This window comes from Leclercia sp. GLN_9, assembly GCF_043105735.1.
GTDB classification, from domain to species: Bacteria; Pseudomonadota; Gammaproteobacteria; order Enterobacterales; family Enterobacteriaceae; genus Enterobacter; species Enterobacter adecarboxylatus.
In genome coordinates, this window is sequence record NZ_JBICLV010000034.1 from 13,488 (window position 1) to 39,546 (window position 26,059).

General features: G+C 56.4%; 24 protein-coding genes. 6 read left to right on the forward strand and 18 right to left on the reverse strand.

Going from position 1 to position 26,059, the window contains the following annotated elements; translation table 11 throughout:
• Window positions 1-23: 23 nt before the first annotated feature.
• Entirely contained in the window at window positions 24-1,127 is a 1,104-nt protein-coding gene (asd, locus tag ACF8PE_RS19955) for an aspartate-semialdehyde dehydrogenase (RefSeq protein ID WP_032614877.1), read from the reverse strand.
• A gap of 177 nt (window positions 1,128-1,304) precedes the next feature.
• Between asd and ACF8PE_RS19960 the strand changes: the two genes are divergently transcribed.
• Window positions 1,305-1,898: a YhgN family NAAT transporter gene (locus ACF8PE_RS19960; RefSeq protein ID WP_032614883.1), complete on the forward strand. Its 594-nt coding sequence runs from the start codon at window positions 1,305-1,307 to the stop codon at window positions 1,896-1,898.
• Window positions 1,899-2,029: 131 nt separating this feature from the next.
• Here the strand turns inward: ACF8PE_RS19960 and gntU are convergent, their stop codons facing one another.
• The 5 genes from gntU to ACF8PE_RS19985 form a co-directional block, all read right to left on the reverse strand.
• On the reverse strand, window positions 2,030-3,370 hold the full coding sequence (gene gntU, locus ACF8PE_RS19965; protein ID WP_032614885.1) for a gluconate transporter: 1,341 nt from the start codon (window positions 3,368-3,370) through the stop codon (window positions 2,030-2,032).
• Window positions 3,371-3,373: 3 nt separating this feature from the next.
• Window positions 3,374-3,901, reverse strand: coding sequence for a gluconokinase (gntK, locus tag ACF8PE_RS19970; protein WP_032614887.1), 528 nt, complete (start codon window positions 3,899-3,901; stop codon window positions 3,374-3,376).
• Window positions 3,902-4,027: 126 nt separating this feature from the next.
• Entirely contained in the window at window positions 4,028-5,023 is a 996-nt protein-coding gene (gntR, locus tag ACF8PE_RS19975; RefSeq protein WP_032614889.1) for a gluconate operon transcriptional repressor GntR, read from the reverse strand.
• 100 nt (window positions 5,024-5,123) lie between these two features.
• A complete protein-coding gene (locus ACF8PE_RS19980) occupies window positions 5,124-5,819 on the reverse strand; it encodes a pirin family protein (protein ID WP_032614891.1) in 696 nt (231 codons plus the stop codon).
• Window positions 5,820-5,942: 123 nt separating this feature from the next.
• On the reverse strand, window positions 5,943-6,980 hold the full coding sequence (locus tag ACF8PE_RS19985) for an oxidoreductase (protein ID WP_392495207.1): 1,038 nt from the start codon (window positions 6,978-6,980) through the stop codon (window positions 5,943-5,945).
• Window positions 6,981-7,384: 404 nt separating this feature from the next.
• On the opposite strand from ACF8PE_RS19985, the gene yhhY reads away from it, so the two are divergent.
• Window positions 7,385-7,873 (forward strand): N-acetyltransferase, encoded by a 489-nt coding sequence (yhhY, locus tag ACF8PE_RS19990; protein ID WP_032614896.1) that lies wholly within the window; start codon window positions 7,385-7,387, stop codon window positions 7,871-7,873.
• 380 nt (window positions 7,874-8,253) lie between these two features.
• On the opposite strand, the gene ggt is transcribed toward yhhY, so the two are convergent.
• Complete coding sequence (ggt, locus tag ACF8PE_RS19995) at window positions 8,254-9,999, reverse strand: gamma-glutamyltransferase (protein WP_072250908.1); 1,746 nt, start codon at window positions 9,997-9,999, stop codon at window positions 8,254-8,256.
• Between the two features lie 122 nt (window positions 10,000-10,121).
• Here ggt and ACF8PE_RS20000 point away from each other — a divergent pair, with 122 nt between their 5' ends.
• Window positions 10,122-10,499: a DUF2756 family protein gene (locus tag ACF8PE_RS20000; protein ID WP_130588133.1), complete on the forward strand. Its 378-nt coding sequence runs from the start codon at window positions 10,122-10,124 to the stop codon at window positions 10,497-10,499.
• Here ACF8PE_RS20000 and ugpQ read toward each other — a convergent pair.
• The 10 genes from ugpQ to livK all read right to left on the reverse strand — a co-directional run bounded on the left by ugpQ (window position 10,496) and on the right by livK (window position 21,199).
• A complete protein-coding gene (ugpQ, locus tag ACF8PE_RS20005; protein WP_032614900.1) occupies window positions 10,496-11,236 on the reverse strand; it encodes a glycerophosphodiester phosphodiesterase in 741 nt (246 codons plus the stop codon). The two genes, ACF8PE_RS20000 and ugpQ, sit on opposite strands and share 4 nt — an antisense overlap.
• Entirely contained in the window at window positions 11,233-12,303 is a 1,071-nt protein-coding gene (locus tag ACF8PE_RS20010; RefSeq protein ID WP_103793262.1) for a sn-glycerol-3-phosphate import ATP-binding protein UgpC, read from the reverse strand. Before ACF8PE_RS20010 ends, ugpQ begins: the two co-directional genes overlap by 4 nt.
• Window position 12,304: 1 nt before the next feature.
• The gene (gene ugpE / locus ACF8PE_RS20015; protein ID WP_059307032.1) at window positions 12,305-13,150 is read right to left on the reverse strand and encodes a sn-glycerol-3-phosphate ABC transporter permease UgpE; all 846 of its coding nucleotides are present in this window, start codon (window positions 13,148-13,150) and stop codon (window positions 12,305-12,307) included.
• Complete coding sequence (gene ugpA, locus ACF8PE_RS20020) at window positions 13,147-14,034, reverse strand: sn-glycerol-3-phosphate ABC transporter permease UgpA (RefSeq protein WP_032614907.1); 888 nt, start codon at window positions 14,032-14,034, stop codon at window positions 13,147-13,149. The genes ugpE and ugpA overlap by 4 nt, the downstream gene beginning before the upstream one ends.
• A 582-nt stretch (window positions 14,035-14,616) precedes the next feature.
• Window positions 14,617-15,933: a sn-glycerol-3-phosphate ABC transporter substrate-binding protein UgpB gene (gene ugpB / locus ACF8PE_RS20025; RefSeq protein WP_059307031.1), complete on the reverse strand. Its 1,317-nt coding sequence runs from the start codon at window positions 15,931-15,933 to the stop codon at window positions 14,617-14,619.
• A gap of 426 nt (window positions 15,934-16,359) precedes the next feature.
• Window positions 16,360-17,073, reverse strand: a complete 714-nt coding sequence (gene livF, locus ACF8PE_RS20030) for a high-affinity branched-chain amino acid ABC transporter ATP-binding protein LivF (protein WP_156424690.1) — start codon at window positions 17,071-17,073, stop codon at window positions 16,360-16,362.
• Window position 17,074: 1 nt separating this feature from the next.
• Entirely contained in the window at window positions 17,075-17,842 is a 768-nt protein-coding gene (livG, locus tag ACF8PE_RS20035; protein ID WP_032614920.1) for a high-affinity branched-chain amino acid ABC transporter ATP-binding protein LivG, read from the reverse strand.
• A complete protein-coding gene (locus ACF8PE_RS20040; RefSeq protein WP_032614922.1) occupies window positions 17,839-19,116 on the reverse strand; it encodes a high-affinity branched-chain amino acid ABC transporter permease LivM in 1,278 nt (425 codons plus the stop codon). Before ACF8PE_RS20040 ends, livG begins: the two co-directional genes overlap by 4 nt.
• Entirely contained in the window at window positions 19,113-20,039 is a 927-nt protein-coding gene (gene livH / locus ACF8PE_RS20045) for a high-affinity branched-chain amino acid ABC transporter permease LivH (RefSeq protein WP_032614924.1), read from the reverse strand. The genes ACF8PE_RS20040 and livH overlap by 4 nt, the downstream gene beginning before the upstream one ends.
• Before the next feature lie 50 nt (window positions 20,040-20,089).
• Window positions 20,090-21,199 carry a high-affinity branched-chain amino acid ABC transporter substrate-binding protein LivK gene (gene livK / locus ACF8PE_RS20050; RefSeq protein WP_392495208.1) on the reverse strand — a complete coding sequence of 370 codons (1,110 nt, stop codon included), beginning with the start codon at window positions 21,197-21,199 and terminating at the stop codon, window positions 20,090-20,092.
• A 424-nt stretch (window positions 21,200-21,623) separates the two neighbouring features.
• On the opposite strand from livK, the gene panM reads away from it, so the two are divergent.
• From panM to ACF8PE_RS20065, 3 genes are all read left to right on the forward strand, one after another.
• Window positions 21,624-22,007, forward strand: coding sequence for an aspartate 1-decarboxylase autocleavage activator PanM (panM, locus tag ACF8PE_RS20055; RefSeq protein ID WP_032614930.1), 384 nt, complete (start codon window positions 21,624-21,626; stop codon window positions 22,005-22,007).
• An 88-nt stretch (window positions 22,008-22,095) separates the two neighbouring features.
• A complete protein-coding gene (locus ACF8PE_RS20060) occupies window positions 22,096-22,638 on the forward strand; it encodes a LemA family protein (protein ID WP_032614932.1) in 543 nt (180 codons plus the stop codon).
• 4 nt (window positions 22,639-22,642) lie between these two features.
• Complete coding sequence (locus ACF8PE_RS20065; RefSeq protein ID WP_392495209.1) at window positions 22,643-24,658, forward strand: DUF2207 domain-containing protein; 2,016 nt, start codon at window positions 22,643-22,645, stop codon at window positions 24,656-24,658.
• 36 nt (window positions 24,659-24,694) lie between these two features.
• Here the strand turns inward: ACF8PE_RS20065 and ACF8PE_RS20070 are convergent, their stop codons facing one another.
• Entirely contained in the window at window positions 24,695-25,795 is a 1,101-nt protein-coding gene (locus ACF8PE_RS20070) for a branched-chain amino acid ABC transporter substrate-binding protein (protein WP_077227699.1), read from the reverse strand.
• Window positions 25,796-26,059 lie beyond the last annotated feature (264 nt).

Here is a 26,059-nt window from a genome sequence, read left to right on the forward strand (position 1 = left end):
CACCCCTTAGTCTTAAGTATTTATTACGCCAGTTGACGTAGCATTCTGCGCAGCGGCTCAGCGGCGCCCCACAGAAGCTGGTCCCCGACGGTAAAGGCGGAAAGGTATTCCGGCCCCATATTTAGTTTACGCAGGCGTCCAACAGGGGTAGATAATGTGCCGGTGACCGCAGCCGGGGTCAGCTCGCGCATGGTGATGTCGCGATCGTTTGGCACCACTTTCGCCCACGGGTTGTGAGACGCGAGCAGTTCTTCCACTGTCGGAATAGACACATCTTTTTTCAGTTTAATGGTGAATGCCTGACTGTGGCAGCGCAGTGCGCCGATGCGCACGCACAGGCCGTCAACCGGGATCACGGAAGAGGTACGCAGGATTTTGTTGGTCTCGGCCTGGCCTTTCCACTCTTCGCGGGTCTGGCCGTTGTCCAGCTGTTTGTCGATCCACGGGATCAGGCCACCGGCCAGCGGTACGCCGAAGTTATCCACTGGCAGCTCGCCGCTGCGGGTCAGCTGAGTGACTTTACGCTCGATATCGAGAATCGCGGATGCCGGGTTAGCCAGCTCATCGGCAACGCTGTGATGCAACTGGCCCATCTGGGTCAGCAGCTCGCGCATATGGCGCGCGCCGCCACCGGATGCCGCCTGATAGGTCGCAACAGATACCCACTCCACCAGATCCTGGGCAAACAGGCCGCCCAGCGACATCAGCATCAGGCTGACTGTACAGTTACCGCCAACGAAGGTTTTTACGCCGTTGTTCAGGCCGTCGGTGATGACGTCCTGGTTAACCGGGTCAAGAATAATGATCGCGTCGTCTTTCATGCGCAGCGAAGAGGCCGCGTCAATCCAGTAGCCCTGCCAGCCGCTTTCACGAAGCTTTGGATAAATTTCGTTGGTATAATCGCCGCCCTGGCAGGTGACAATAATGTCCAGTGCCTTCAACGCTTCCAGATCAAACGCATCCTGCAACGTGCCTGTGGTACCCCCAAAGGACGGTGCAGCCTGGCCGAGCTGGGAAGTGGAGAAGAAGACCGGGCGGATAGCGTCGAAATCGCGCTCTTCAACCATGCGTTGCATGAGTACAGAGCCGACCATACCGCGCCAACCGATAAAACCAACGTTTTTCATAGCTTTTTTTTCCTGCAGAGGGTGTGTGCTGTTTATGCAAGCCAGTATTGAACTGGGATATGCTTCACATTACAAAATGCAGCCAAAGTCGCAAGCGAAATTAATCGATGATTGCCCGGCTATCAGAAAAAGCGCTAATCATCGAAGCAACCACACAAGTATCAGGGATAATTTACAATGAGTGAAATCATTTCCGCAGCGGTTTTATTGATCCTAATTATGGATCCACTCGGAAACCTGCCTATTTTTATGTCGGTGCTGAAGCACACCGAGCCGAAGCGCCGTCGGGCAATCATGATCCGCGAGCTGCTTATCGCCCTGCTGGTGATGTTTATCTTTCTGTTCGCCGGCGAGAAAATCCTCGCCTTCCTGAACTTGCGTGCTGAAACGGTCTCTATTTCCGGCGGGATTATTTTGTTCCTGATTGCCATCAAAATGATTTTCCCGAGCAGCGAAGGTAGCAGCAGCGGCCTGCCTGCGGGTGAAGAACCTTTTATTGTGCCGCTGGCTATTCCTCTGGTCGCCGGGCCGACGATCCTGGCGACGCTGATGTTGCTGTCGCATCAGTACCCGAATCAGATGAGCCATCTGGTGATCGCGCTGCTGATTGCCTGGGGCGGGACCTTTATCATCCTGCTGCAGTCATCGCTGTTTTTACGCCTGCTGGGCGAGAAAGGGGTTAATGCCCTGGAGCGGTTGATGGGATTGATTCTGGTGATGATGGCGACCCAGATGTTCCTGGATGGGATTAGGGCGTGGATGAAGGGCTAGGTAAAAGTAAAAAGGCAACGTAAGTTGCCTTTTTAAGTTTTGTCGGTCAGGTAAGGCGAAGCCACCGCACGACAAACATACACACTCTGCGGCCTGATACCCTCTCCCACCGGGAGAGGGAGAAAAGAGCATCAGCTCAGCAGCGAAAACGCAATCATCCCGACAATCGCCCCGGTGGTGCCGAGGATGGTTTCCATCATCGTCCAGGTCTTCAGGGTTTGCGCTTCCGTCGCCCCGGTAAATTTACCGAACAGCCAGAAGCCCGCATCGTTAACGTGTGACACTACAATCGAACCACCCGCGATACAGATAGACAATGCAGCCATCTGCGCACCGGAGTAATTCAGCTGTTCAATCACCGGCATCACCAGCCCCACGGCGGTTAAACAGGCCACGGTCGCAGAACCTTGAATGATACGCACCGCTGCCGCCAGCACAAAACAGGTGACGGCAATTGGCAAGCCCATCCCGGTCAGGGCACTGCCCAGCGCCGGACCGACACCGGAATCGACCAGTACCTGCTTGAATACCCCGCCCGCACCGATCACCAGCAGAATAATGCCTGCCGGTTGCAGCGCGTGACCGCAGATCTCCATCACCCGGTCTTTCGCCATGCCCTGGCGCATCGCCAGGCCGTAAATGGCCACCAGGCACGCCACCAGGATCGCCGTGAACGGGTGGCCGATAAATTCAAACCATTCGTACGCCGTGGAGCCTTCAGGCACAAAGCGCGCGGCAATGGTTTTCAGCCCCACCAGCACCAGCGGCAGCAGGATCAGCGCGAGGCTGAAGCCGAACGACGGCATTTTGCTCTCGCCCAGATGCGGCTCGGTGATGTCGTCAGGAATATGAAGCTCAACGTAACGGCTGATGAAATTGCCCCATAGCGGACCGGCAATCAGCATTCCCGGTATCGCGGCGCACAGACCGATCAGGATCATCCAGCCGAAGTCAGCGTGCATCTGCGAGGCCAGCAGCATTGGCGCAGGCCCCGGCAGCAGGAACGCGGCAGCGGCTGCTACACCCGCAAACAGCGGAATAACCAGCTTCACGAGATTGGTGCCGGTATGGCGGGCCATGGAGAAGGCCACGCTAATCAGCAAGACGACCGCCACCTCAAAGAACAGCGGCAACGCACAGATCAGACCGGCCAGACCAATCGCATAGTGCGCCCGGCTGTGGCCGAAGGATTTCAGCATTTTGACGGCGATCTGATCGACCGCGCCAGTTTCATGCAGGATCTTGCCAAACATCGCGCCCAGTGCGACGACAATCGCCAGGAAGCCCAGCGTGCCTCCCATCCCCTTTTCCATGGTCGCGGCGATTTTGTCGAGCGGCATTCCAGAAAAGAGACCTGCACCAATAGAAACCACCATCAAGGCAACGAAGGCGTGCATGCGGGCCTTCATTACCAAAAACAGCAGCAACAGCACGGAGCCGACTGCTGTTAAAACAAGCGTTAACGTACTCAAAACTTACTGCCTTTTGTTAATGACCTCAATGGTGCTTGCAACAACACCGTCCAGTGGCTGATCGATATCGACCACCAGTACATCACTTTCATCCGCACCCGGTTCCTGCAAAGTTTCGAACTGCGTCACCAGCATCTGGGTTTTGAAGAAATGCCCTTTACGCGCTTTCAGACGGGTTTCGATCACGTCGAAATCGCCCTTCAGGTAGATGAAGGAGAGATTAGCGTTACCTTCACGCAACTGGTCGCGGTAGGTCTTTTTCAACGCGGAGCAGACGATCAGGGACACTTTGTTGGTGCGCTGCATGGCAAACGCGGCATCATTCAGTGCCTGTAACCACGGCTTACGATCGTCGTCGTTCAGCGGCTCACCAGAAGCCATCTTGTTGATATTGCTGCGCGGATGGAGAAAGTCGCCATCAAGAAACGCGGCATGGATTTGATGCGCCACTTCGCTGGCAACGGCAGATTTACCGCTACCGGAAACGCCCATCAGGACATAAACGTGGTGATCTGGATTAGTGGTGCTCAAGGTATGTCCCTCAGTGAATTGTTACGGGTAACAGTTATCGGTAACATTGTCCTGCCGGGGCTGACGAGAAGCAACATCCAAACGTGTGAGAAATGAATAAGTGTGAGCTAGTTCAAACTTGTCAGGTTAAATCGATCCACCCGGTGACAATGTGAAACCTAAATCTAACATCTTAGGGGTCACCGTCTCACCACGAATGCGCGCCAGCAGGCGTTCTGCACCGATACGGCCCATGCGCTCACGCGGGGTGAGAACGCTCGCCAGGCGCGGTTCCATGACCTGACCAATGTCGTGTCCGTGGAAACCGGCAATCGCCATATCGCCCGGGATAGCAAGCCCCAGACGCTGGCATTCAAAGGCGGCGCCGACCGCGAGGTCATCGTTGGTACAGAAAATGCCATCAAGCTGCGGGTACTCGCGACGGGCCTGACGCATCAGCTCAATACCGGAGGTGTAGGAAGAGGACTGCTCGACCATCACACTGTAGGGCGTTAAGTTGGCGTCGAGCATCGCCTGCTCGTATCCCTTCTGTTTGATGATAGTACGTTCATCCAGACGTGCGCCAAGATAGGCAATATGACGATGACCGCGGGCGATGATGGCCGCCGTCATCTGCCTTGCGGCTTCAAAGTTATCGAACCCGACGGCGATATCGAGACAGGGAGACTGGCTGTCCATCAGCTCCACCACCGGAATACCCGCCACCTCGATCATCTTCAGCGTGCGCGCGGTATGGGTGCGTTCAGTCAGGATCAGGCCGTCAATGTTCCAGGAAAGCATGGACTCCAGACGTTCTTCTTCCAGTTCCGGTTTGTACCCGTAGTGCGCAAGCATGGTCTGATAGCCGAAGGCGTCGGTGACGCTTTCGATGCCGCGGAGCACTTCCGCGAAGACCTGGTTGGTTAAGGAGGGAAGCAGGACACCTACCGCACGGCTGGTCGCATTGGAGAGAATATCGGGTGCGCGGTTAGGGATATAACCCAGTTCATCGAGAGCAGCGGCAATCTTGCCACGTAAGGCCACGGAAACCTGTTCCGGGTTACGTAAAAAACGGCTGACCGTCATTTTAGTCACACCGACGCGATCGGCTACATCCTGAAGTACGGGTCTTTTCTTTTTCATCGTCCTGAGAGAAACCGGTAGTGATAGATTCCCTCAGTTTATCACGGACAAAGACCAACCTTCCCCTGTCATAAGGGAAGGCTGGACATTAATTTAAGATTTAGACCGGCGGCAGGTCGAACAGCAGAATTTCAGCGGCGCTGTCGGCATGCACAGAGATAGCCTGCTCATCCCAGATTGCCAGACCATCGCTGGTGGTCGCTTTGGTGCCGTTAATGGTCACGTCGCCTTTTACCACCTGAATCCACACTTTGCGGTTAGCGGCGATCTGATGCACAGACTGCTCGTCTTTCGCCAGCGCCCAGCGGTAAAGCTCCATGTCCTGATGCACTTTCAGCGAGCCGTCACGGGCATCCGGTGACAGTACCAGCTGTTTACCCTGCTCGGCGTCAAAACGACGTTGCTCGTAGCGCGGGGTGATGCCTTTTTCTTCTGGAATGATCCAGATCTGGTACAGACGCAGACGGTCGGTTTTGCTTGGGTTGTATTCGGAGTGACGCACCCCGGTACCCGCCGTCATAATCTGGAACTCACCCGCCGGAACCTGCTCTTTGTTCCCCATGCTGTCCTGGTGCTCAACGGCGCCTTCCAGTACATAGGTCAGGATTTCCATGTCTTTATGCGGGTGGGTACCAAAACCCTGGCCTGCATCAATCACGTCATCATTAATCACGCGCAGTGCCGAGAAACCCATAAAGTTCGGGTCATAATAATCGGCAAACGAGAAGCTATGCCATGAGTCCAGCCAACCATGATTTGCGTGACCGCGGTCGTTTGCTTTGCGTAAGAAGATCATTGTTTTTACCCTCAGTTCGTTTCGATGAAGTAAGTGTGGACGCAATCGACCTGGGATCATAGAGGGTGAAAATTGACTCCTCTGTTCAAAATATCTGAACAAGAACAAAGGAGTCGTTCAGGCTTATCTGGCAAGGGTTACTGTGGCAGGTGAGGCCTGTTCAAAGCCCCGCTCAAGGATTTCCAGGTTGGTCATCACTTCAATTTCCTTGACGTAATTAGGGGTACCTTTTGTCAGGGTCTCATACAGCGCATCGTAGACGCGACCGTAGTCGCCGACCTCCGGTTTGATCTCCTCTTTCACCGTTACGCCCGCATCGTTAACGTACTCCAGCACGCCCACGGAATCATCCGCCGCAAACCCTGGCTCGCCCGGCATGATGTTGGCCTTCAGGCTGGTCTCCTGCTGGTCGATGCCGTACTTGATGAACGAGCCTTTGGTGCCGTGAACAATGAATTTTGGGTAGTCGGTTTTCACCAGATGGCTGGTTTTGACGATGGCTTTCAGGTCACCGTAGAACAGCTGAGCTTCGAAGGTATCGTCCGGGTTGGCTTTATTGCGCAGGCTGCGGATGTCGTAGGCCACGTGATCCGGGCGGCCAAACAGGGAGATGATCTGATCCATGGTGTGGACACCCAGGCCATAGAACGAGCCATCCTGCGGCAGGCCGGGTTTGGTCTCTGCCACCGGGCGGTAGTAATCGAAGTGGCTTTCGATCTCGACGATCTCGCCCAGCTTGCCGCTCTCAATGGCCTGTTTCGCGGTCAGGAAGCAGGTATCAAAGCGACGGTTCTGATACGGACTGACGGTCAGCCCTTTACTGCGTGCCAGTTCGAACAGCGTTTTCGCTTCGGCCATCGTCGGGGTGAAGGGTTTTTCCACCAGCACGTTTTTCCCGGCTTCCAGGGCGCGTTTCGCGTACTCAAAATGGCTGTCGGCGTGGGTGCAGACGATCACCAGCTTGACCTCGGGGTCGTTCAACACCTCGTCGAGATCGCTGGTGAAATGGATATGGGAGTACTGCGGGGCCTGCTCTTCCGGTTTCGGGTGGCGACGGAAGATGTGCGCGACATGCCAGCTGGCTTTACGGGTGAGAACGTACGGAAGGTGATAGCGGGTCGTGCTCTTGCCAAATCCAATAAATGCGCAGTGTAGTGTCATGGCTCAGTCCTTTTGGAAGGTAATTGCGTCTTACCATAGCGCAATACCTCTGCCCGCGCATCGGCCGTCGGCGTCGCAGACAGTGTGCTCACGGCAGCACGCAGCAACCGGAGCGTACTTAGCGGGCGTGGGGATGGCGAGTACATCCGTGAGGCAAAAGGGTAAGTAAGCCAGGCTGAAACAACACTCAAAAAAAAAGCCAGCAATCGCTGGCTAAAATAATACTGGAAGCAATGTGAGCAATGTCGTGCTTTCAGGTCCCCGTGTCGGTTCTCCCGAAGGCAGAGCAATAATAATCATTCTCATTCGCACTTGTCCACTGATTTTTTGCAAAAAATGCTGGTTGACTCACATTTCAAACTGACGGATGTTGGAAAGGAACCTAACTAACTGAGGATAAAGGAATGAGTGAGATAGTGATACGCCATATCGAAGCCAGCGATGCAGAAGCGTTACGTGACATCATGTCGCATCCTGGGGTTTATCACGACACGCTACAAATTCCTCATCCCTCTATGGCCATGTGGCATGAACGCGTCGCGGTAAAACCGGGAAGACGGCATCTGGTGGCGTGCCTGGACGGGCGCGTCGTTGGACATATGGCGCTGGACATCATGGAAAACCCGCGCCGGAGCCACGTAGCTACCTTTGGCATCGGCGTGGCGGCAGATATGCAAGGGCGCGGCGTCGGAAGCAGGCTGATGACCGAGATGATCAACCTGTGCGACAACTGGCTGCGCGTTGAACGCATCGAGCTCACGGTTTTTGCGGATAACGCGGCCGCTGTCGCGCTGTATCAGCGTTTCGGGTTTGAAATTGAAGGAACCGGCAGGAAGTTTGCCCTGCGCAACGGCGAGTATGTGGATGCGTATTATATGGCGCGGATGAAGTAGTTAACCTTCCCCTCACCCTAACCCTCTCCCCATAGGGGAGAGGGGACTGTAAGGTGCGGTCTTTTGCCCCTCACCCTATGGGGAGAGCGGATTTTACGGTGCGGTCTTTTCCCTCGCCACTAAGGAGAGAAGGCATTGCACGGTTCGGTCTTTTCCCCTCGCCCCTGTGAAGAGAAGGCATTGCACGGTGCAGTCTTTTCTCCCTCTCCCCTGTGAAGAGAAGGCATTGCACGGTGCAGTCTTTTCTCCCAGGCCACTAAAGAGAGAAGGCATTGCACGGTGCGGTCTTTTCCCCTCGCCCCTGTGAAGAGAAGGCATTGCACGGTGCAGTCTTTTCTCCCTCTCCCCTATGGGGAGAGGGCCGGGGTGAGGGGAAACCGTCAGTACCCCGCCGTTAAGTCATCCACCGAACGCGGATCCGATGCACCATACAGCGCACCATCCGGCCCGACCATAATGCTCTGGGTGCTGCCCATCGCCTCTTTCACCACCACTTTTTGCCCGCGCTGTTCCAGCAGCTTCAGCGTGTCCGGGCTAAAGCCCTTCTCCACGCGCAGCTCATCCGGCAGCCACTGGTGATGGAAGCGCGGCGCATTGGTCGCTTCTGCCACGTTCATCCCGTAATCGATGCTGTTGACGACCATCTGCAACACGGTGGTGATAATGCGGCTGCCGCCAGGGCTGCCGGTCACCAGCCAGGTTTTGCCGTCTTTCACCACAATCGTCGGTGACATCGACGACAGCGGGCGCTTCTTCGGCCCAACGGCGTTGGCATCCCCGCCCACCAGCCCGTAGACGTTCGGCACGCCCGGCTTGGCAGAGAAGTCATCCATCTCGTTGTTGAGCAGAATGCCGCTGTTACCCGCCACAATCCCGGTGCCAAACGTGGTGTTGAGCGTGTAGGTCACCGCCACCGCGTTGCCGTCTTTATCCACCACCGAGAAGTGGGTGGTCTGGTTGCTTTCATAGGGTGCCAGTTTGCCCGGACGGATCTCGCTCGAAGGTTTGGCTTTGTTGATATCAATCTGATCGGCCAGGGTTTTGGCATAGGCTTTATTGGTCAGCGCCTGCCACGGCACCTTCACGAAATCCGGGTCGCCCAGATACTCTGAACGATCGGCGTAGGCATATTTTTCCGCCTCGGCCATGACCTGCATCGTATCGGCACTGCCGAAACCAAACTTATGCATATCGAAGTTTTCGAGGATGTTGAGGATCTGCACGATGTGGATCCCCCCGGAGGACGGTGGCGGCATGGAGAAGACCTGATACCCGCGATAGTCCCCGCTAATGGGCGTGCGCTCCACAGCTTTGTATTCAGCGAGATCGGCTTTGGTAATTAACCCGCCGTTCTTACTCATCTCTTCCACAATCTGGTCGGCAATCACCCCTTTATAGAAGGCATCCGGGCCATTTTCGGCAATCATCTCCAGGCTTTTGGCGAGGTTCGCCTGCACCAGCTTGTCGCCCTTCTTCAGCGGCTCGCCCTCCTTCCAGAAAATGGCTTTGCTGTTCTCATGGTTGGGGAGCACTTCGCTGCCGTAGGTTTTCAGATCGTCGGCCAGCGCGTCGTTGACCTCAAAACCGTCGCGCGCCAGCTTGATGGCGGGCTGCACCACTTTGTTCAGCGGCAGGGTGCCGTACTTATCCAGCGCCAGCGAGAAGCCCGCGACGGTGCCGGGTGTGCCGGTCGCCAGATGGGAGGTGAGGGATTTTTTGCTGTCAGCGTTGCCCTGATCGTCGAGGAACATGTCGCGCGTGGCCTGGGACGGTGCCATTTCGCGGAAATCGATCGCGGTCGTCACACCATCTTTGGTGCGCAGCATCATAAAGCCACCGCCGCCGAGGTTACCCGCCTGCGGGTGCGTCACCGCCAGCGCATAGCCGACGGCCACCGCCGCATCCACCGCGTTACCGCCCTGCTTGAGGATATCCACCCCGACCTGCGTGGCGAGGGCATCCACCGAAGAGACCATCCCCTTCTGCGCCCGCACGGGATGGAACACATCCTCTTCCACGCCGTAAGAGACCGGAGGGGCAGCAGGCGGATTCGCTGCCACGCAAAACGTACCGCCTGCCGTCAGGGCAGCAATCGCTACCCAGCGTAAAAACGTTGGTTTCATCATTGTTTTTCTCCAGGTACAGGGACTCATGCTCCCGCTTAAGCCTGGTTCATAACTCTTAAAAAATCATCGTAATGCGGAAGGCGAGGTAAACTTAAAGGAGGCCTCAGAAGGAGGGAGTATCAATGAAACGACTCATTCTTGTTGCGGCGTTCCTGCCGTTTGCCGTGCTTGCGCAGCCCATCAACACCCTGAACAACCCTAACCAGCCGGGGTATCAAAACCCCAGCCAGCAGCGGATGCAAAATCAGATGATGATCCAGCAGCAGCAACAGACAGGGATGCTTAACCAGCAGCTGCAGACCCAGACACGCGTTCAGCAGCAGCATCTGCAAACGCAGATGAATAACGATACCCTGCGGGTTCAGCAGAGCCAGCCGGGAGGGCAGGTCCTGCCTAACACTAATGGCGGTATGTTGAGCGGCGTTGAGTCGTCGGGCGGCGTGCAGCAGCAACATATGCTGCCGCAGCGACAGAACGGCGATCTGCTCAATAACCCTTAGGGCTGAAAGTCCGGGCCTATCAGGGCAATCGCATCGGTACAGATGCAATCCACGCCCCAGCGCAGCAGCTCTGCTGCCCGCTGGGGCTGGTTAACGGTATAGACCAGGATATGCAGACCGGCGGCCTTAATCAGGTTTACTCGCGCCTCATCCAGCAGGCGGTGATTGAGGTGAATCGACACGCAGCCCAGTCGGGTGGTCAGCTCACGCCAGTCTTCACGCCACTCGTCCAGCAGTAAACCGCGCGGCAGCTCGGGGGCCGCAGCCTGCGCTGCCTCCAGCGCGTCGATCTCAAACGACGACAGCAGCGGTGCCGTCATCCCTTCCCATAATTCACGTGCGGCCAGCGCAATCACCTTGCCGGTCAGCGGCCCCGTACCGGTGGTCGGTTTGATCTCAATATTGGCCATCATCCCATGCTGACGGCAGCGGTCTGCCACCTCGGCCAGCAGCGGCAGCGGCTCGCCTTTAAAGTCTTTGCCGAACCAGCTTCCGGCGTCCACCTTCAGCAGATCGCGCCACGGCAACTGCCCCGCCACGCCCCAGCCGTTGCTGGTGCGCTCGAGGTTGTCATCGTGTAGCAGGAAGATCTCTCCGTCCTGCGACAATTTGGCGTCAAACTCGATCATCGTGTGACCGTAGCGCGCACCAACGTCTATCGCCGCCAGGGTGTTTTCCGGTGCCAGTTTCCCGCCGCCACGGTGGGCGACGATGTGGGGATAAGGCCAGTTACTCATACACGTTGTCCTGTTTCACCATCGAATAGATGCAGATGATTTTCCGGCAGATGCAGCCACAACGTGCTGCCCGCTTGCGGGCGCTCCTGATGCGACATACGCACCACCAGCTTCTGCTCGCCCCAGCGTCCGTGCGCCAGATTGTCGGCACCCAGCATCTCGAGGGTGTCCATCACCAGCGGCACACCGCCTTCCGACTGCGAGCTTAACGCAATATGTTCCGGGCGGATACCCAGGGTCATTTTGCGTCCGGCGTAACCGCGATAGAACCAGTTGATGGGCAGCGCCATACCGCTCTCCAGCTCAAAATGGGTGCCCGCCGTGCTGATGCGCCCTTCCAGCAGATTCATGGCCGGGCTGCCGATAAAGCTCGCCACAAAGCGGCTGGCGGGCTTTTCGTATACTTCTACCGGGGTGCCAATCTGCTCGGCGATACCTTTGTTCATGACCATCACCCGCTGGGCGAGGGTCATGGCTTCCACCTGATCGTGGGTGACGTACAGCGACGTGGTTTTCAGGCGACGGTGGAGGTGCTGCAACTCAAGACGCATCTGCACGCGCAGTTTTGCATCGAGGTTAGAGAGCGGCTCATCGAACAGGAATACCGCCGGGTCACGCACGATGGCGCGGCCCATCGCCACACGCTGACGCTGGCCGCCTGAGAGTTCGCGCGGACGGCGTTTCAGCAGGCCGTCCAGCTCCAGAATTCGGGCCGCCTCTTTCACCCGCTCTTCGATATGGCCTTTGCCCATGCCGCGGATTTTCAGCCCCCAGGCCATGTTCTCTTCCACGCTCATGTGCGGATAAAGCGCGTAGTTCTGGAACACCATCGCGATGCCGCGATCTTTTGGCTCCATCTCGGTGACGCGCTGGCGGTCGATCCAGATATCCCCGGACGTCACACGCTCCAGCCCGGCGACCATCCGCAGCAGGGTCGATTTGCCGCAGCCCGACGGGCCGACCATCACGATAAATTCGCCGTCCGCCACGTCGAGCGTCAGCGGCTGAATCACCTGGGTTTTGCCATCCCAGCTTTTGGTTACTGCCTGAAGTTTTAAACCTGCCATCTTATTTCTCGCTATCGACCAGGCCGCGGACAAACGCGCGCTGCATGGCTAAAACAATGACTACGGGTGGGATAAGGGTGAGCAGCATCGCCGCCATCACCTGGTTCCAGAGGGTGGTGCCTTCGCCAGTGGCGATCATGCCTTTGATGCCCGCCACGGCGGTGCCGAGGTTGACGTCCTGGATAATCAGCAGCGGCCACAGGTACTGGTTCCAGCCGTAGATAAAGGTGATGACAAACAGCGCCGCCAGGTTGGTTTTCGACAGCGGCAGCACGATGTCACGGAAGAAGCGCATCGGCGAGGCACCGTCGATACGCGCCGCCTCAATCAACTCGTCCGGCAGGGTCATAAAGAACTGACGGAACAGGAAGGTGGCGGTAGCCGAGGCCATCAGCGGCAGGGTTAAGCCCGCATAGCTGTCGAGCATGCCGAGGTTGGCGATCACCTCCACCGTCGGGAAGATACGCACCTCCACCGGCAGCATCAGGGTGATAAAGATCATCCAGAAGAACAGGTTACGCAGCGGAAAGCGGAACCAGACGATGGCGAAGGCTGAAAGCATCGACACCGTGATTTTGCCCACCGTAATGCCGAACGCCATGATGAAGCTGTTGAGCATCATCAGCCAGAACGGGGCGCTGTTCGCCCCCACGCCCTGGGTCCAGATGGTCGCCATGTTCTCGAACAGATGGCCGCCGGGGATCAGCGTCATCGGGGTTTCAAATATGGCGTTGCGATCCAGCGTGGCGGCGACAAAGGCCACATACAGCGGGAACAGGATGACGACGATCCCCAGGATCAGCATGGTGTGGCTGAAAATCGTCAGCCCGCGACGGTTCTCAATCATTGGTAGCGCACCTTACTTTCGACATAGCGGAACTGCACCACCGTGAGGATGATGACGAGGAACATCAGCACCACCGACTGGGCGGCAGAGGCCGAGAGATCCAGACCGGCGAAACCTTCGCGGTAGATCTTATAGATAAGCGTTGTGGTGGCCTGCACCGGGCCGCCTGCGGTGGCCGCATCGATCACCGGGAAGGTGTCGAAGAAGGCGTACACCAGGTTGACCACTAACAGGAAGAAACTCACCGGCGCGATCAGCGGCAGCGCCAGCTTAAAGAAGCGGCGAACCGGGCCTGCGCCGTCAATCGCCGCGGCTTCCACCAGCGAGCGCGGGATGGATTGCAGGGCGGCGAAGAAGAACAGGAAGTTGTAGCTGATCTGCTTCCATACCGACGCGAACACCACCAGGAACATCGCCTGGCCGCTGTGCTGGGCGTGGTTCCAGTCATAGCCGAACTCGCCAAGGAAATGGGTGATCAACCCGCGGCCAGGGTTAAAGAGGAAGATCCACAGTACGGCAGCGACCGCGGGGGCCACGGCGTAGGGCAGTAACATCAGGGTCTGGTACAGACGGCTGCCGCGCACCACGTAATCCACCAGCGCGGCGAAGAACAGCGAAGCGAGAAGGCCGCTGACGGTGACCAGGGTGCTGAATTTGATCGTCGTCCAGAAGGCGTCGATGTAATAGCTGTCGTGCCACAGCGCAGCGAAGTTATCCAGGCCGACAAACTGGCTGGATAGCCCGAACGGATCAACGCTTTGTACCGAATACCACAGCGCTTCGCCCGCAGGCCAGATAAAGAAGATTACGGTGATCACCAGTTGCGGCGCGACCAGCAAATAGGGCAGCCAGCGGGAGCGGAACACCGGACGGGATGAGGACATTGATATTCGATTCCTGAACAATGCCGGGTAGCGGCTACGCCTTACCCGGCCTACAAAACATACCCCTCACCCCGGCCCTCTCCCCAAAGGGGCGAGGGAGAAAAGACGGCTCCGTGCAGTCTTCTCTCTCCAAAGCCGCAAGGGAGAAAAGACGGCTCCGTGCAGTCCTCTCTCTCCGAAGCGGCGAGGGAGAAAAGACGGCTCCGTGCAGTCACCTCTCTCCGAAGCGGCGAGGGAGAAAAGACGGCTTCGTGCAGTCCTCTCTCTCCGAAGCGGCAAGGGAGAAAGACGGCTTCGTGCAGTCCTCTCTCTTCAAAGCGGCGAGGGAGAAAAGACGGCTCCGTGCAGTCACCTCTCTCCGAAGCGGCAAGGGAGAAAAGCCGCCTCCGTGCAGTCCCCTCTTCCCAAAGGGGCGAGGGAGAAAAGCCGCCTCCGTGCAGTCCTCTCTCTCCAAAAGGGCAAGGGAGAAAAAGATGCCTCCGCACCGTCCCCTTTCCCCAAAAGGGCAAGGGAGAAAAGACAGCTCCCTACCGTCCCCTCTCCCCTGTGGGGAGAGGGTTAGGGTGAGGGGTAAGGTTTTAATTAAGACTTCGTCGACTGCTCAAAGCGGCGCAGCAGCTGGTTACCACGCTCTACTGCGGCATCCAGCGCCTGTTGTGGCGATTTTTTACCGGTCCACACGCTCTCCAGCTCTTCGTCCACAATGGTACGGATCTGCGGCATGTTGCCCAGGCGCAGGCCTTTGGTGTACGGCAATGGTGGCTTGTTCAGCATCTGACGCGTGGCGATATCCGCACCCGGGTTCTTGTCATAGAAGCCCTGCTCGCGGGTCAGGTCATACGCGGCTTTGGTGATCGGCAGGTAGCCGGTCTTCTGGTGCCATTCGGCTGCGTTTTCTGGCTTCGCCAGGAAGTCGAGGAACTCTGCCACGCCTTTATAGGTCGTGTTGTCTTTGCCCTGCATCACCCACAGGCTGGCCCCGCCGATGATGGCGTTCTGCGGCGCGCCTTTCGAGTCGGCGTCGTACGGCATCATGCCCACGCCGTAGTTGAATTTGGCGTAGTGACGGATGTCCGCCAGCGAGCCGGAAGAGGCGGTAGTAATCGCGCAATCGCCGTTGTAGAACTTCTCGGTGGATTCGTCTTTACGCCCGAAGTAGCTGAAATCGCCCTTCTTGTTCAACTCTTGCAGCAGAGCAATATGCTTCACCTGCTCTGGCTTGTTGAACTCCAGTACCGCGTTGGTGCCGTTGAAACCGTTATTTTCGGTGGCGACCGGCTGGCCGTGCCAGGCGCTGAAGTTCTCGATCTGGATCCAGCCCTGCCAGCCGCTGGCGTAGCCACACTTCATGCCTGCGGCTTTCAGTTTGGCCGTGTACGCCGCCAGATCCTGCCAGGTTTTCGGCGGCTGCTCCGGGTCTAAACCGGCTTTCTTGAAGGCATCTTTGTTGTAGTACAGCACCGGGGTGGAGCTGTTAAACGGCTGAGAAAGCAGATGACCGGATTTGGAGTCGGTGTAGTAGCCGGAGACCGTTGGCACGAACTGGGATTCGTCGAAGTTAATGCCTGCGTCTTTAAACACTTCGTACACCGGCTTAATGGCTTTGGAGGCCATCATGGTGGCGGTGCCCACTTCGTAAACCTGTAACAGCGCCGGGGCGTTGCCGGTACGGAACGCGGCGATACCGGCGCTCAGGCTCTGCTCGTAGTTACCTTTGTACACCGGCACAATTTTGTAATCCGGGTGGGTGTCGTTGAAACGCTGCGCCAGGGAGTCAACTTCTTTACCCAACTCCCCTTCCATGGAATGCCAGAACGGAATAGTGGTGACGGCCATTGCGTTAGTCGCAAAAGCCAGACCCATTGCCAGACCCAAAGCTGTGTGTCGTAACGATGTCATTGTCATCTCTCTTATTGTGCCGGATGCGCGATATCACGCGTTTTGTGCTCGCGAGGTAACATGACATGCTCGAATTACAGAAAAATAACCGTTTGTTTACAGTGATATGACAACAAGGCGTCAGGGGGATGATGGTTGTGTGAAGGGGTTGGGTGCGGCCTGTTGCCCTCACCCCGGCCCTCTCCCACGGAGAGAGGGAGAAAACACTAAAAAGGCAACGTGCGTTGCTTTTTGCTTGTACCTTGTGCGGCCCGTTGCCCTCACCCCGGCCGTCTCCCACAGGGAGAGAGAGAAAACACTGAAAAGGCAACGTGCGCTGCCTTTTGCTTGTACCTTGTGCGGCCCGTTGCCCTCACCCCGGCCTTCTCCCACGAAGAGAGGGAGCAAACATTAAAAAAGGCAACTTACGTTGCCTTTTTGCTTTTACTATCCGCCGAGGTAAGCGCTTCTGACGGCTTCGTTCGCCAGCAGCGCCTCGCCGGTATCTTCCAGCACCACCCGGCCGTTCTCCAGCACGTAGCCGCGATCCGCAAGCTTCAGCGCCTGGTTGGCGTTCTGCTCCACGAGGAAGATGGTCATCCCTTCGCTACGCAACTGCTCAATGGTATCGAAGATCTGCTGAATGATGATGGGTGCCAGCCCGAGCGAAGGTTCGTCGAGCAGCAGCAGACGCGGCTGGCTCATCAGCGCGCGGCCGATCGCCAGCATCTGCTGTTCCCCGCCGGACATGGTGCCCGCCCGCTGAATACGACGCTCAAACAGGCGTGGGAACAGGTCATACACCCGTTTAATACGGGTCTGGAACTGTTCGCGCTCGGCAAAGAAACCGCCCATCGCCAGGTTCTCTTCCACCGTCATACGTGAAAAGACGCGACGCCCTTCCGGGACAATCGCCACGGCTTCACGCATGATTTTGGCGGTCTGCCAGTCGGTAATGTCTTTACCATCAAAGACGATACGCCCGCTGGTGGCGCGCGGGTCGCCACACAGGGTGCCCAGCAGCGTGGTTTTGCCCGCGCCGTTGGCACCAATCAGGGTCACAATCTCTCCCTGGTTGATGTGCAGGCTGACGTCGTGCAGGGCCTGGATCTTGCCGTAGTGGGCATTAACCTTGTCAAAAGATAACATCACTTTATCCATCTTATGCCTCACCCAGGTATGCGCGGATCACGTCCGGGTTGTTGCGAATCTCTTCCGGCGTACCGTTCGCCAGCGGCGTGCCCTGGTTCACCACGTAAATGCGGTCCGAAATGCCCATCACCAGCTTCATATCATGCTCAATCAGCAGGATAGTGGTGTCGTGATGGTTACGCAGCTCGACAATCAGCTCGTCCAGCTCTTTGGTCTCTTTCGGGTTGAGGCCCGCCGCCGGTTCGTCGAGCATCAGGATCTGCGGCTGCGTCACCATGCAGCGGATAATCTCCAGACGACGCTGGTCGCCGTAGGCCAGATTGCTGGCCTGACGGTTAGCGTGTTGCAGCAGGCCGATGCGGTCGAGCCAGGTGGCGGCGCGATCCAGCGCTTCATCCTGCGCCCGGCGGAAGGCCGGGGTTTTCAGCAGGCCGGAAAACAGCCCGGTTTTGAGCTGCTGATGCTGTGCCACCAGCAGGTTCTCAATCACCGTCATCTCACGGAACAGACGCACGTGCTGGAAGGTACGCACCACGCCCATGCGGGCAATCTGCTGGCCCGGCAGCCCTTCCAGATGTTTGTCACCCAGCATAATGGTGCCGCCCGTCGGCTTATAGAAGCCGGTCAGGCAGTTGAACACCGTGGTTTTACCCGCGCCGTTCGGGCCAATCAGGGAAACGATCTCTTTTTGATGCAGATCCAGCGACACGTTGTTGACCGCCAGCAGGCCGCCAAAACGCATCATCAGGCCGTTAACGGATAATAATGGCTGACTCATGCCTGCTCTCCTTTCGCTTGCCCGTTTTTCAGTTTCAGCTGTGGACGGGTCATCGGCAGCAAGCCCTGCGGACGCCAGATCATCATCAGTACCATCAAACCACCCAGCATCAGCATGCTGTACTCGTTAAAGTCACGCATCAGCTCGCGGGAGACCACCAGCAGGATAGCCGCGAGGATCACCGCGAACTGCGACCCCATCCCACCCAGCACCACAATCGCCAGCACGAAAGCAGATTCGGCGAAGGTGAAGGATTCCGGGCTGACGAAGCCCTGACGCGCGGCGAACAGCGTGCCAGCGAAACCGGCAAACGCGGCGCTGATGGTAAAGGCGGTCAGCTTGATGCGGGTCGGGTTCAGACCCAGGGAGCGACAGGCGATCTCATCTTCACGCAGCGCTTCCCACGCACGGCCCAGCGGCATACGCAGCAGACGGTTAATCACGAACAGGGTGATGACCACCAGCAGCAGCGCCACCAGGTAGAGCCAAATCACGCGGTCGGACGGGTCGTACTTAATGCCAAAGAAGTTGCTGAAGGTATCCCAGCCGCCTTCACGTGCAGAACGGCTGAACTCCAGGCCGAAGAAGGTCGGTTTCGGGATCTGGCTGATACCGTTCGGGCCACCGGTCACTTCGGTATTGTTAAGCAGCAGGATACGGACGATTTCGCCGAAGCCTAAGGTCACAATCGCCAGATAGTCGCCACGCAGGCGCAGCACCGGGAAGCCGAGCAGGAAGCCCGCTGCGGCAGAGACCAGCCCTGCCAGCGGCAGACAGGTCCAGAAGCCGAGGCCGTAATAGTGGTTCAGCAGGGCAAAGGTGTAAGCGCCGATGGCGTAGAAACCGCCATAGCCCAGCACCAGCAGGCCAGACAGACCCACCACCACGTTCAGACCAAGACCGAGGATCACGTAAATCATGGTCAGGGTGGCGATATCCACCGTGCCGCGTGACACCATGAATGGCCATGCTACAGCAGCCACCAGCAGCGCCACGAGGAACAGCTTCTGTTTAACGGTGGAGCCGTCAATCGCAGGCAATACAAACTTCGGCCCGGAGACGCTTTTCAGTGTCTTCTGGAAAACAGGACGCAGCACCTGGAAGAAAAAGACCACCGCAGTGCCCACAAAGACCCACTGCCAGCGGATATCCGCCGCGGAATCCACGACCAGCTTAGTGCCGCTCAGCTCCAGCTGAACGCCCATGAAGACGCTCGCCAGCACGAAGAACATCGCTGCCGAGAGCAGCGCCATTGCAAAATGCATCGGTTTCATACTTTCTCTACCTCCGGACGACCCAGAATACCGGTAGGCATGACCAGCAGGACCAGAATCAGCAGGGCGAAGGAGACCACATCTTTATATTCGGTACTCAGGTAGGCAGAGGAGAGCGCTTCGGCCACGCCCAGGATCAGGCCGCCGATCATTGCACCCGGAATACTGCCGATACCGCCCAGAACGGCTGCGGTAAAGGCTTTCATCCCGGCCATAAAGCCGATGTACGGGTTAATTACGCCGTAGAACTGACCGAGCAATACCCCTGCTACCGCCGCCATCGCCGCCCCAATCACGAAGGTCAGAGCGATCACGCGGTCGGTGTTGATGCCGAGCAGGCTCGCCATTTTCAGGTCTTCCGCGCAGGCGCGGCAGGCGCGGCCCATACGGGAGTAACGGATGAAAAGGGTCAGCGCCAGCATAGCGACAAAGGTGACAATCCAGATCACCAGCTGCATGGTGGTAATCGACGCCGAGAAGTTCTCGCTCGCGCCAACAATCCACTGGCCGTTGAACAGGCTTGGCAGCGCCACGTCGCGTGACCCTTCGGTCAGGCTGACGTAGTTTTGCAGGAAAATGGACATACCGATTGCGGAGATCAGCGCGATCAGGCGCTTGGAGCTACGCACCGGGCGATAGGCCACCCGTTCGATACTCCAGCCATAGGCGCTGGCAATGATAATCGCCCCGACAAACCCGGCGGCCACCAGCAGCCAGCTGCTGTCGATCCCCATCATCATCAGCGCGGCGATAATCATAAAGGAGACATAACTGCCGATCATGTACACCTCGCCGTGGGCGAAGTTGATCATGCCGATAATGCCATACACCATCGTGTAGCCGATGGCGATCAGTGCGTAGGTGCTTCCCAGCGTGACGCCGTTAAACATCTGCTGCAAAAAATAGAGAAACTGCTCGGACATAAGATAACCTTTCTAGTCCCGCCCGGTCATGCCGGGCGGTGGGATAATGATTATTTGGCGACCGAGGATGAACCGTCGGCGTGCCACTTAAAGACACCAAACTCAAATCCCTTCAGATCGCCTTTCTCGTCCCAGTTCAGCGGCCCAATCACGGTGTTTGCCCCGTGTGCTTTTAAATCTTTAATCAGATCCTGCGGTGCTTTGCTGCCGGTACGATCCATGGCAGTTGCCAGAGACTGTACGGCGGCATAGGTGATCCAGACGTACGGACCACTCGCGTCTTTCTTCTGCGCTTTCAGGGCGTCGACGATAGCAGCGTTAGCCGGATCCTGGTCATAGCGTTTTGGCATCGTCACCAGCATGCCCTCACCCGCGTCGCCGGCAATGTTCGACAGCGAGGCGTTACCTACCCCTTCCGGCCCCATAAACTGGGTTTTCAGACCGACAGCGCGTGCCTGACGGAGCATCTGGCCCATTTCCGGGTAGTAGCCACCGTAGTAAACGAAGTCGATGTTCTCTTTTTGCAGACGCGCCAGCAGCGCCGAGAAATCTTTCTCGCCTGCAGTGATGCCGTCAAAGAAGACCACGTTCGCGCCGCCTTTTTTCAGGCCATCCTGCACCGAACGGGCCAGCCCTTCGCCGTACTGCTGCTTATCGTGAATGATGGCGATACGCTGCGGCTTGACGCTGTCGATGATGTACTTCGCCGCCGTCGGTCCCTGACAGGAGTCCAGACCGGCGGTACGCATGATGTACTGATAGCCGCGCTGGGTCAGCTCAGGGTTAGTGGCGCCTGGCGTAATCATCAGGATGCCTTCGTCTTCATAGATATCGGACGCAGGCTGTGTGGAGGAGGAGCAGAGATGGCCAATCACATACTGAATACCATCGTTAACAATTTTGTTGGCGACGGCGACGGCTTGTTTCGGGTCGCAGGCATCGTCATATTCTACGCCGACCAGTTTGTCGCCTTTAATACCGCCTTTGGCGTTGATGTCTTTAATGGCCTGGCGCGCGCCGTTGAACTCCATATCGCCCCACTGGGCAACAGGGCCGGACAGCGCACCAACAATGGCAACTTTAATATCGTCCGCCGCAGCGGTATGTGAGATCGCCAGTGCAACCATCCCCGCGACTAATGTTTTCGCGTTCATTCTCATCCAGGAATCCCCATTCGTGACGTGATGTATATATTTTGTTTTATTATGGTTAAAAAGCATTCTGTACTTTTATTAAACAACGCAACTTTTGCTATTGCCTTTAATGGTTTAGCGCAGTTTTTTACTAAAAACCAGACTAAAATCTCTATATTTCAGGCGATTAAGCAAAGATAATATTCTGAAAATAGTCAGAGATAAACAAATAAAAGCGCGAGTTGCAGCATAAAATAACGGTACAAAGCGCCGAATAAAACGCTACCTTTTAGGTTAAAATTCTGGTTATTTTTCGATCCCTGCGTTTTAAGACTACGCAACGTAACGCTAAAAAAGTAATCAGCTAGAGAATGGGTTTAAAAAGTGGAAGCGTCTGACAGAATAAATTGAGTACACTGCCCGCACTCTTTTTGATTTGGACAAGCGGCTAATGAAACTGACCATCCACCGTCTGGAGAACTTTAGCGACCAGGATCACATCGACCTCAACAAGATCTGGCCGGAATATTCCCCCTCCTCACTTACCGTTGATGAAACACACCGTATTTATGCTGCGCGTTTTAATGAGCGGCTATTAGGCGCGGTGCGGGTGACGCTGAGCGGTACGCAAGGCGCGCTGGACTCCCTGCGCGTGCGTGAAGTCACCCGCCGTCGCGGCGTGGGGCAGTATTTGATTGAAGAAGTGATACGCGATAACCCGAGCGTAACCTCGTGGTGGATGGCGGATGTCGGCGTGGAAGACCGGGGCGTGATGGCGGCCTTTATGCAGGCGCTGGGGTTTACGGCGCAGGAAAATGGCTGGGTAAAACAGTAATGCGCTAGCCCCCTGAGTTTACGCTACTCATAGCGTGAAGTATGATGCAGGAGTCTCTACAGGATCATGATGATCAGGAATTCAGCATATGGAAATGTATATAGCACTGGCGGCCATTGCCGCCATTCTCATCTGGGCGGTAATCACCTACAACCGCTTTATCTCCCTGCGTCGCTTTAAAGACGAAGCCTGGAGCGGCATTGCCGTTCAGCTCAAGCGCCGTCACGATCTGGCGCCCAACCTGTTAAGCCTGGCGAAACGCTACGCCCTGCACGAAAAATCGTTGCTGGAAGAGATAGCACGTCAGCGTAGCGATCTGACGGGCAATCCCCGTGAGATCGCCGATCGCGAGCGGCACTACGCTGGTATGCTGGGGCGGTTCTTCGCCGTGGCGGAAGCCTGGCCGGAACTGAAAGCCAGCGAAAATTTTATCGCCTTACAACAATCCGTTAGCGAAATAGAAGAGTCGCTCCAGCTGGCCCGCCGCTATTTCAACGGCACGGTGCGTGATTTTAATATCCTGGTGGAATCCTTTCCCAGCCTGCTACTGGCCCGTCTGTTTAATTTCAAAGCGCAAGAGTTCTTCGAACTTGATAATCCGGCAGAAGCCAAAGCGCCACAGATGGAGTGATATTATGTCCGTTCTGCCAGGGTGGAAGGTGCTGATTTCTGGATTGCTGCTGTTTTTTATTGCCGCTCTTGCACCTGATGGGATCGTCAGCGCCTCTCCTGCCGTCCCTCACAACCAGTCCCGTTTAGCGCCAGCTTATGAACATATTCTCTCTTTCCACGCCCGGGCGCGTTTTAACGCGGACGGCAGCATGGAGGTGCAGGAAAATATTGAGGTGCTGGCTCAGGGAAATGAGATCCGTCGCGGGATATTCCGCACGCTGCCGCTTTCCTGGAACCGACAGGACGGCAAAATTTTTCGCGTTGACTACAGGGTTAAATCGGTTTTACGCGATGGTATCAATGAACCCTACAGCATCGATGATGCAGAAAAATCAGTAACCATCCGTATTGGCAGCGGCGAACGGCTCCTGAAACCGGGTATCTATAACTATGAGATCCGCTATCAGGTCAGCAACCATTTCAGCCGCTTCCCGGAATGGGATGAACTGTACTGGAACGTGACGGGCAATGACTGGGCCTGGCCTGTTGACAAGGCCAGCTTTCACCTGGAGTTGCCGGACGGCAGTCATCTGAACGGGGACGGCAGGGACGCCAGGCTACGCTCCATTGACGTCTATACGGGTGTGGCAGGGGCAAAAGAACAGCACGCAGAGATACTGGCTAATGGCGATGTGCAGACCACACGTCCTCTCAGCCGTGGAGAGGGGCTGACCGTCGTCTATACGTGGCCCCGCGATATTCTGGCCAGCGCCCCTAAACCAGAAGCCTCCTTGCCACTGGTACATCTATTATTACCCACGCAGCAAACCAGCCTAATCTGGCTCCCGTTGCTGCTGATCGGTTATTACCTGTTGTGGTGGCGTAAGAACGTGACCGCCGCAGGGCTGACAATGCCACCGGTCGTGCCGCTCTATTCGCTGCCTGCTACCCTGTCGCCGGGCTATCTGCGCTTTATTACCCGGCGTCAATATGATGATGTCGCATTCAGCAGCGATATTCTTCAACTGGTAGCCAGACGGGGCGCAACCCTCACCAGCAGTCAGAACAAACCCGCCGACCCGTGGCATGCAGATAACGGGGCTGAGCAGTGGTTATCCCGATCGTTTGTTGAAGGAACCCCCCGGCTGGATGCCAACGATAAACAGCTACTGAGCATACTGTTTAGCGGTAAACGCAAGACTATTAATCTCAGCCAGGCCCATCAAAAGCTAATGCAAAACGCACTTAAGGAGTTAGAAAAACGGTGTGAGGCGCAGCGACCAGCACTATTTCGAAAATGGTGTAAACCCCTGTGTCATTGCATCGCTATCGCGATGCTGGTGCCGGTGGTATGTGGCGTCTGGTTTGATCCCGAAATAGCGCTGTACACCATTCCATCTCTGTTATTTTTGGCTGTGGGCCTTTCGCTGCTGACGTTTTTGCTGAAATGTTTGCTTAACCCGCTGAAGACCGGCCGCGACTGGTGGCCTAATACAGTGATTTTTGCTCTCTTAGGCTGTCCCGCCAACCTTATAGGAAGTTGGCTTTTTCTGTTCGGTGTCGAACCGGCCATCCGCCATCCTGCCGGCTACTCCGGCGCATTACTGACCGCGATCGTGCTCTGTCTATTCGTTGGCTGGAAAACACCCCGTTATACCCAACGCGGGCTAACGGATTTAGCTGTCGCCAAAGGGCTAAAACGCTATCTGAAAACAGCTGAAAAGCACCGCTTCGAGGTGCTTTATCCCCCTGAGCAGATGATCGCCCATTATGAAAATCTGCTGCCTGCTGCCCTGGCGCTCGACGTAGGTAAAACCTGGGCTAACACCTTTTCCACGTATCTGAGCAAGACCGGGGCCGCGTCAGAGGCCTTTTCCAGCGTCAGTTGGGGGAGCATTCATCATTTCAGCAAGGCATGTTATTCCAGCTCGGCAAATCCTCCCGTTCGCATCTCATTATCCGGTTCTAGCGGTTCTGGCTCTTCTGGTGGAGGATCGTCCGGTGGCGGTTCCGGAGGAGGCGGCGGCGGCGGATGGTAAAACGAAAATGCCCGGCGGTTCGCCGGGCATAATGCGTTATTTAGCGTCGGTCGCCGTGCCGTTAGCATGCCAGTCGAATACGCCGAACTCGAAGCCTTTCAGGTCACCCTTCTCATCCCATGACAGCGGCCCCATCACGGTCTCGACAGAGTTCGCTTTCAGCCAGGTGGCAATTTCAGCCGGTTCAGCTGACTGATTCAGGCCTGCTTGCAGGGTTTGCAGCGCGGCGTAGGTGGTCCACACGAATGCGCCGCTTGGATCTTGTTTCTTGGCTTTGATCGCATCCACGATCGGTTTGTTCGCAGGAACCTGATCGTAGTTCTTCGGTTTGGTCACCAGCAGGCCTTCCGCTGATTCACCGGCAATGTTAGACAGTGACACGTTTGCCACCCCTTCCGGCCCCATGAACTGGGTTTTCAGACCGGCTGCACGCGCCTGACGCAGGAGCTGACCCATCTCCGGGTGGTAGCCGCCGTAGTAGACGAAATCGATATTCTCTTTCTTCAGACGTGCCACCATGGTAGAGAAATCTTTCTCACCGGCAGTGATACCGTCGAAGAACACCACGTTAGCATTGGATTTTTTCAGGTTGTCCTGCACAGAACGCGCCAGACCTTCGCCGTACTGCTGCTTGTCATGAACAATGGCAATACGCTTTGGCTTCACTTTATCAACGATATATTTCGCTGCCGTTGGTCCCTGGTCAGAGTCCAGGCCGGTGGTACGCAACACCATTTTATAACCACGGGCGGTCAGTTCCGGCGCGGTGGCGGCAGGGGTGATCATCAGAATACCTTCGTCTTCGTAGATGTCAGACGCAGGCTGTGTGGAAGAGGAGCACAGGTGGCCGATAACGTATTTGATGCCGTCATTCACGACTTTGTTCGCTACCGCAACCGCTTGTTTCGGGTCGCAGGCATCATCATATTTTACGATTTGCAGCTTTTCGCCTTTGATGCCGCCTTTGGCATTAATATCGGCAACAGCTTGTTCTGCGCCAGTAAACTCCTGGTCGCCGTATTGCGCTACCGGACCGGACATTGCGCCAACCACGGCCACTTTGATGTCAGCCTGAGCCATGGTGCTGAACGCCAACGCGATACATCCTGCCAGTAAGGCTTTGCCCTTCATATTCATCCTGAGAATCCCCATTGTGATGGTTATTGTGTTTGTTGTGATGTTGTTTTATGGCGCTTTATTTCGATTATGCGTCTGCCGTGCGCGCCTTTTCAGCATACTCTGCTAAAACATACCCCATTTTTATCTATTTGGAATAGCTATTTTGAAATGTATATAAGGTATAGGAGGCTTTAACGAGTCAGCGCACAACACAATGGTAAGGGTTTGCCAGGAGGAGGGAATTCGCCATAAAGGGCGCTAAAAAAACAAAACCCCCGGATT

Excerpts from the sequence above, each read along its gene's own strand:
- asd (WP_032614877.1), bottom strand. The coding sequence starts at position 1,127 with ATGAAAAACGTTGGTTTTATCGGTTGGCGCGGTATGGTCGGCTCTGTA.
- ACF8PE_RS19960 (WP_032614883.1), top strand. The coding sequence starts at position 1,305 with ATGAGTGAAATCATTTCCGCAGCGGTTTTATTGATCCTAATTATGGAT.
- gntR (WP_032614889.1), bottom strand. The coding sequence starts at position 5,023 with ATGAAAAAGAAAAGACCCGTACTTCAGGATGTAGCCGATCGCGTCGGT.
- ACF8PE_RS19980 (WP_032614891.1), bottom strand. The coding sequence starts at position 5,819 with ATGATCTTCTTACGCAAAGCAAACGACCGCGGTCACGCAAATCATGGT.
- ACF8PE_RS19985 (WP_392495207.1), bottom strand. The coding sequence starts at position 6,980 with ATGACACTACACTGCGCATTTATTGGATTTGGCAAGAGCACGACCCGC.
- yhhY (WP_032614896.1), top strand. The coding sequence starts at position 7,385 with ATGAGTGAGATAGTGATACGCCATATCGAAGCCAGCGATGCAGAAGCG.
- ggt (WP_072250908.1), bottom strand. The coding sequence starts at position 9,999 with ATGATGAAACCAACGTTTTTACGCTGGGTAGCGATTGCTGCCCTGACG.
- ACF8PE_RS20000 (WP_130588133.1), top strand. The coding sequence starts at position 10,122 with ATGAAACGACTCATTCTTGTTGCGGCGTTCCTGCCGTTTGCCGTGCTT.
- ugpQ (WP_032614900.1), bottom strand. The coding sequence starts at position 11,236 with ATGAGTAACTGGCCTTATCCCCACATCGTCGCCCACCGTGGCGGCGGG.
- ACF8PE_RS20010 (WP_103793262.1), bottom strand. The coding sequence starts at position 12,303 with ATGGCAGGTTTAAAACTTCAGGCAGTAACCAAAAGCTGGGATGGCAAA.
- ugpE (WP_059307032.1), bottom strand. The coding sequence starts at position 13,150 with ATGATTGAGAACCGTCGCGGGCTGACGATTTTCAGCCACACCATGCTG.
- ugpA (WP_032614907.1), bottom strand. The coding sequence starts at position 14,034 with ATGTCCTCATCCCGTCCGGTGTTCCGCTCCCGCTGGCTGCCCTATTTG.
- ugpB (WP_059307031.1), bottom strand. The coding sequence starts at position 15,933 with ATGACATCGTTACGACACACAGCTTTGGGTCTGGCAATGGGTCTGGCT.
- livF (WP_156424690.1), bottom strand. The coding sequence starts at position 17,073 with ATGGATAAAGTGATGTTATCTTTTGACAAGGTTAATGCCCACTACGGC.
- livG (WP_032614920.1), bottom strand. The coding sequence starts at position 17,842 with ATGAGTCAGCCATTATTATCCGTTAACGGCCTGATGATGCGTTTTGGC.
- ACF8PE_RS20040 (WP_032614922.1), bottom strand. The coding sequence starts at position 19,116 with ATGAAACCGATGCATTTTGCAATGGCGCTGCTCTCGGCAGCGATGTTC.
- livH (WP_032614924.1), bottom strand. The coding sequence starts at position 20,039 with ATGTCCGAGCAGTTTCTCTATTTTTTGCAGCAGATGTTTAACGGCGTC.
- livK (WP_392495208.1), bottom strand. The coding sequence starts at position 21,199 with ATGAGAATGAACGCGAAAACATTAGTCGCGGGGATGGTTGCACTGGCG.
- panM (WP_032614930.1), top strand. The coding sequence starts at position 21,624 with ATGAAACTGACCATCCACCGTCTGGAGAACTTTAGCGACCAGGATCAC.
- ACF8PE_RS20060 (WP_032614932.1), top strand. The coding sequence starts at position 22,096 with ATGGAAATGTATATAGCACTGGCGGCCATTGCCGCCATTCTCATCTGG.
- ACF8PE_RS20065 (WP_392495209.1), top strand. The coding sequence starts at position 22,643 with ATGTCCGTTCTGCCAGGGTGGAAGGTGCTGATTTCTGGATTGCTGCTG.
- ACF8PE_RS20070 (WP_077227699.1), bottom strand. The coding sequence starts at position 25,795 with ATGAATATGAAGGGCAAAGCCTTACTGGCAGGATGTATCGCGTTGGCG.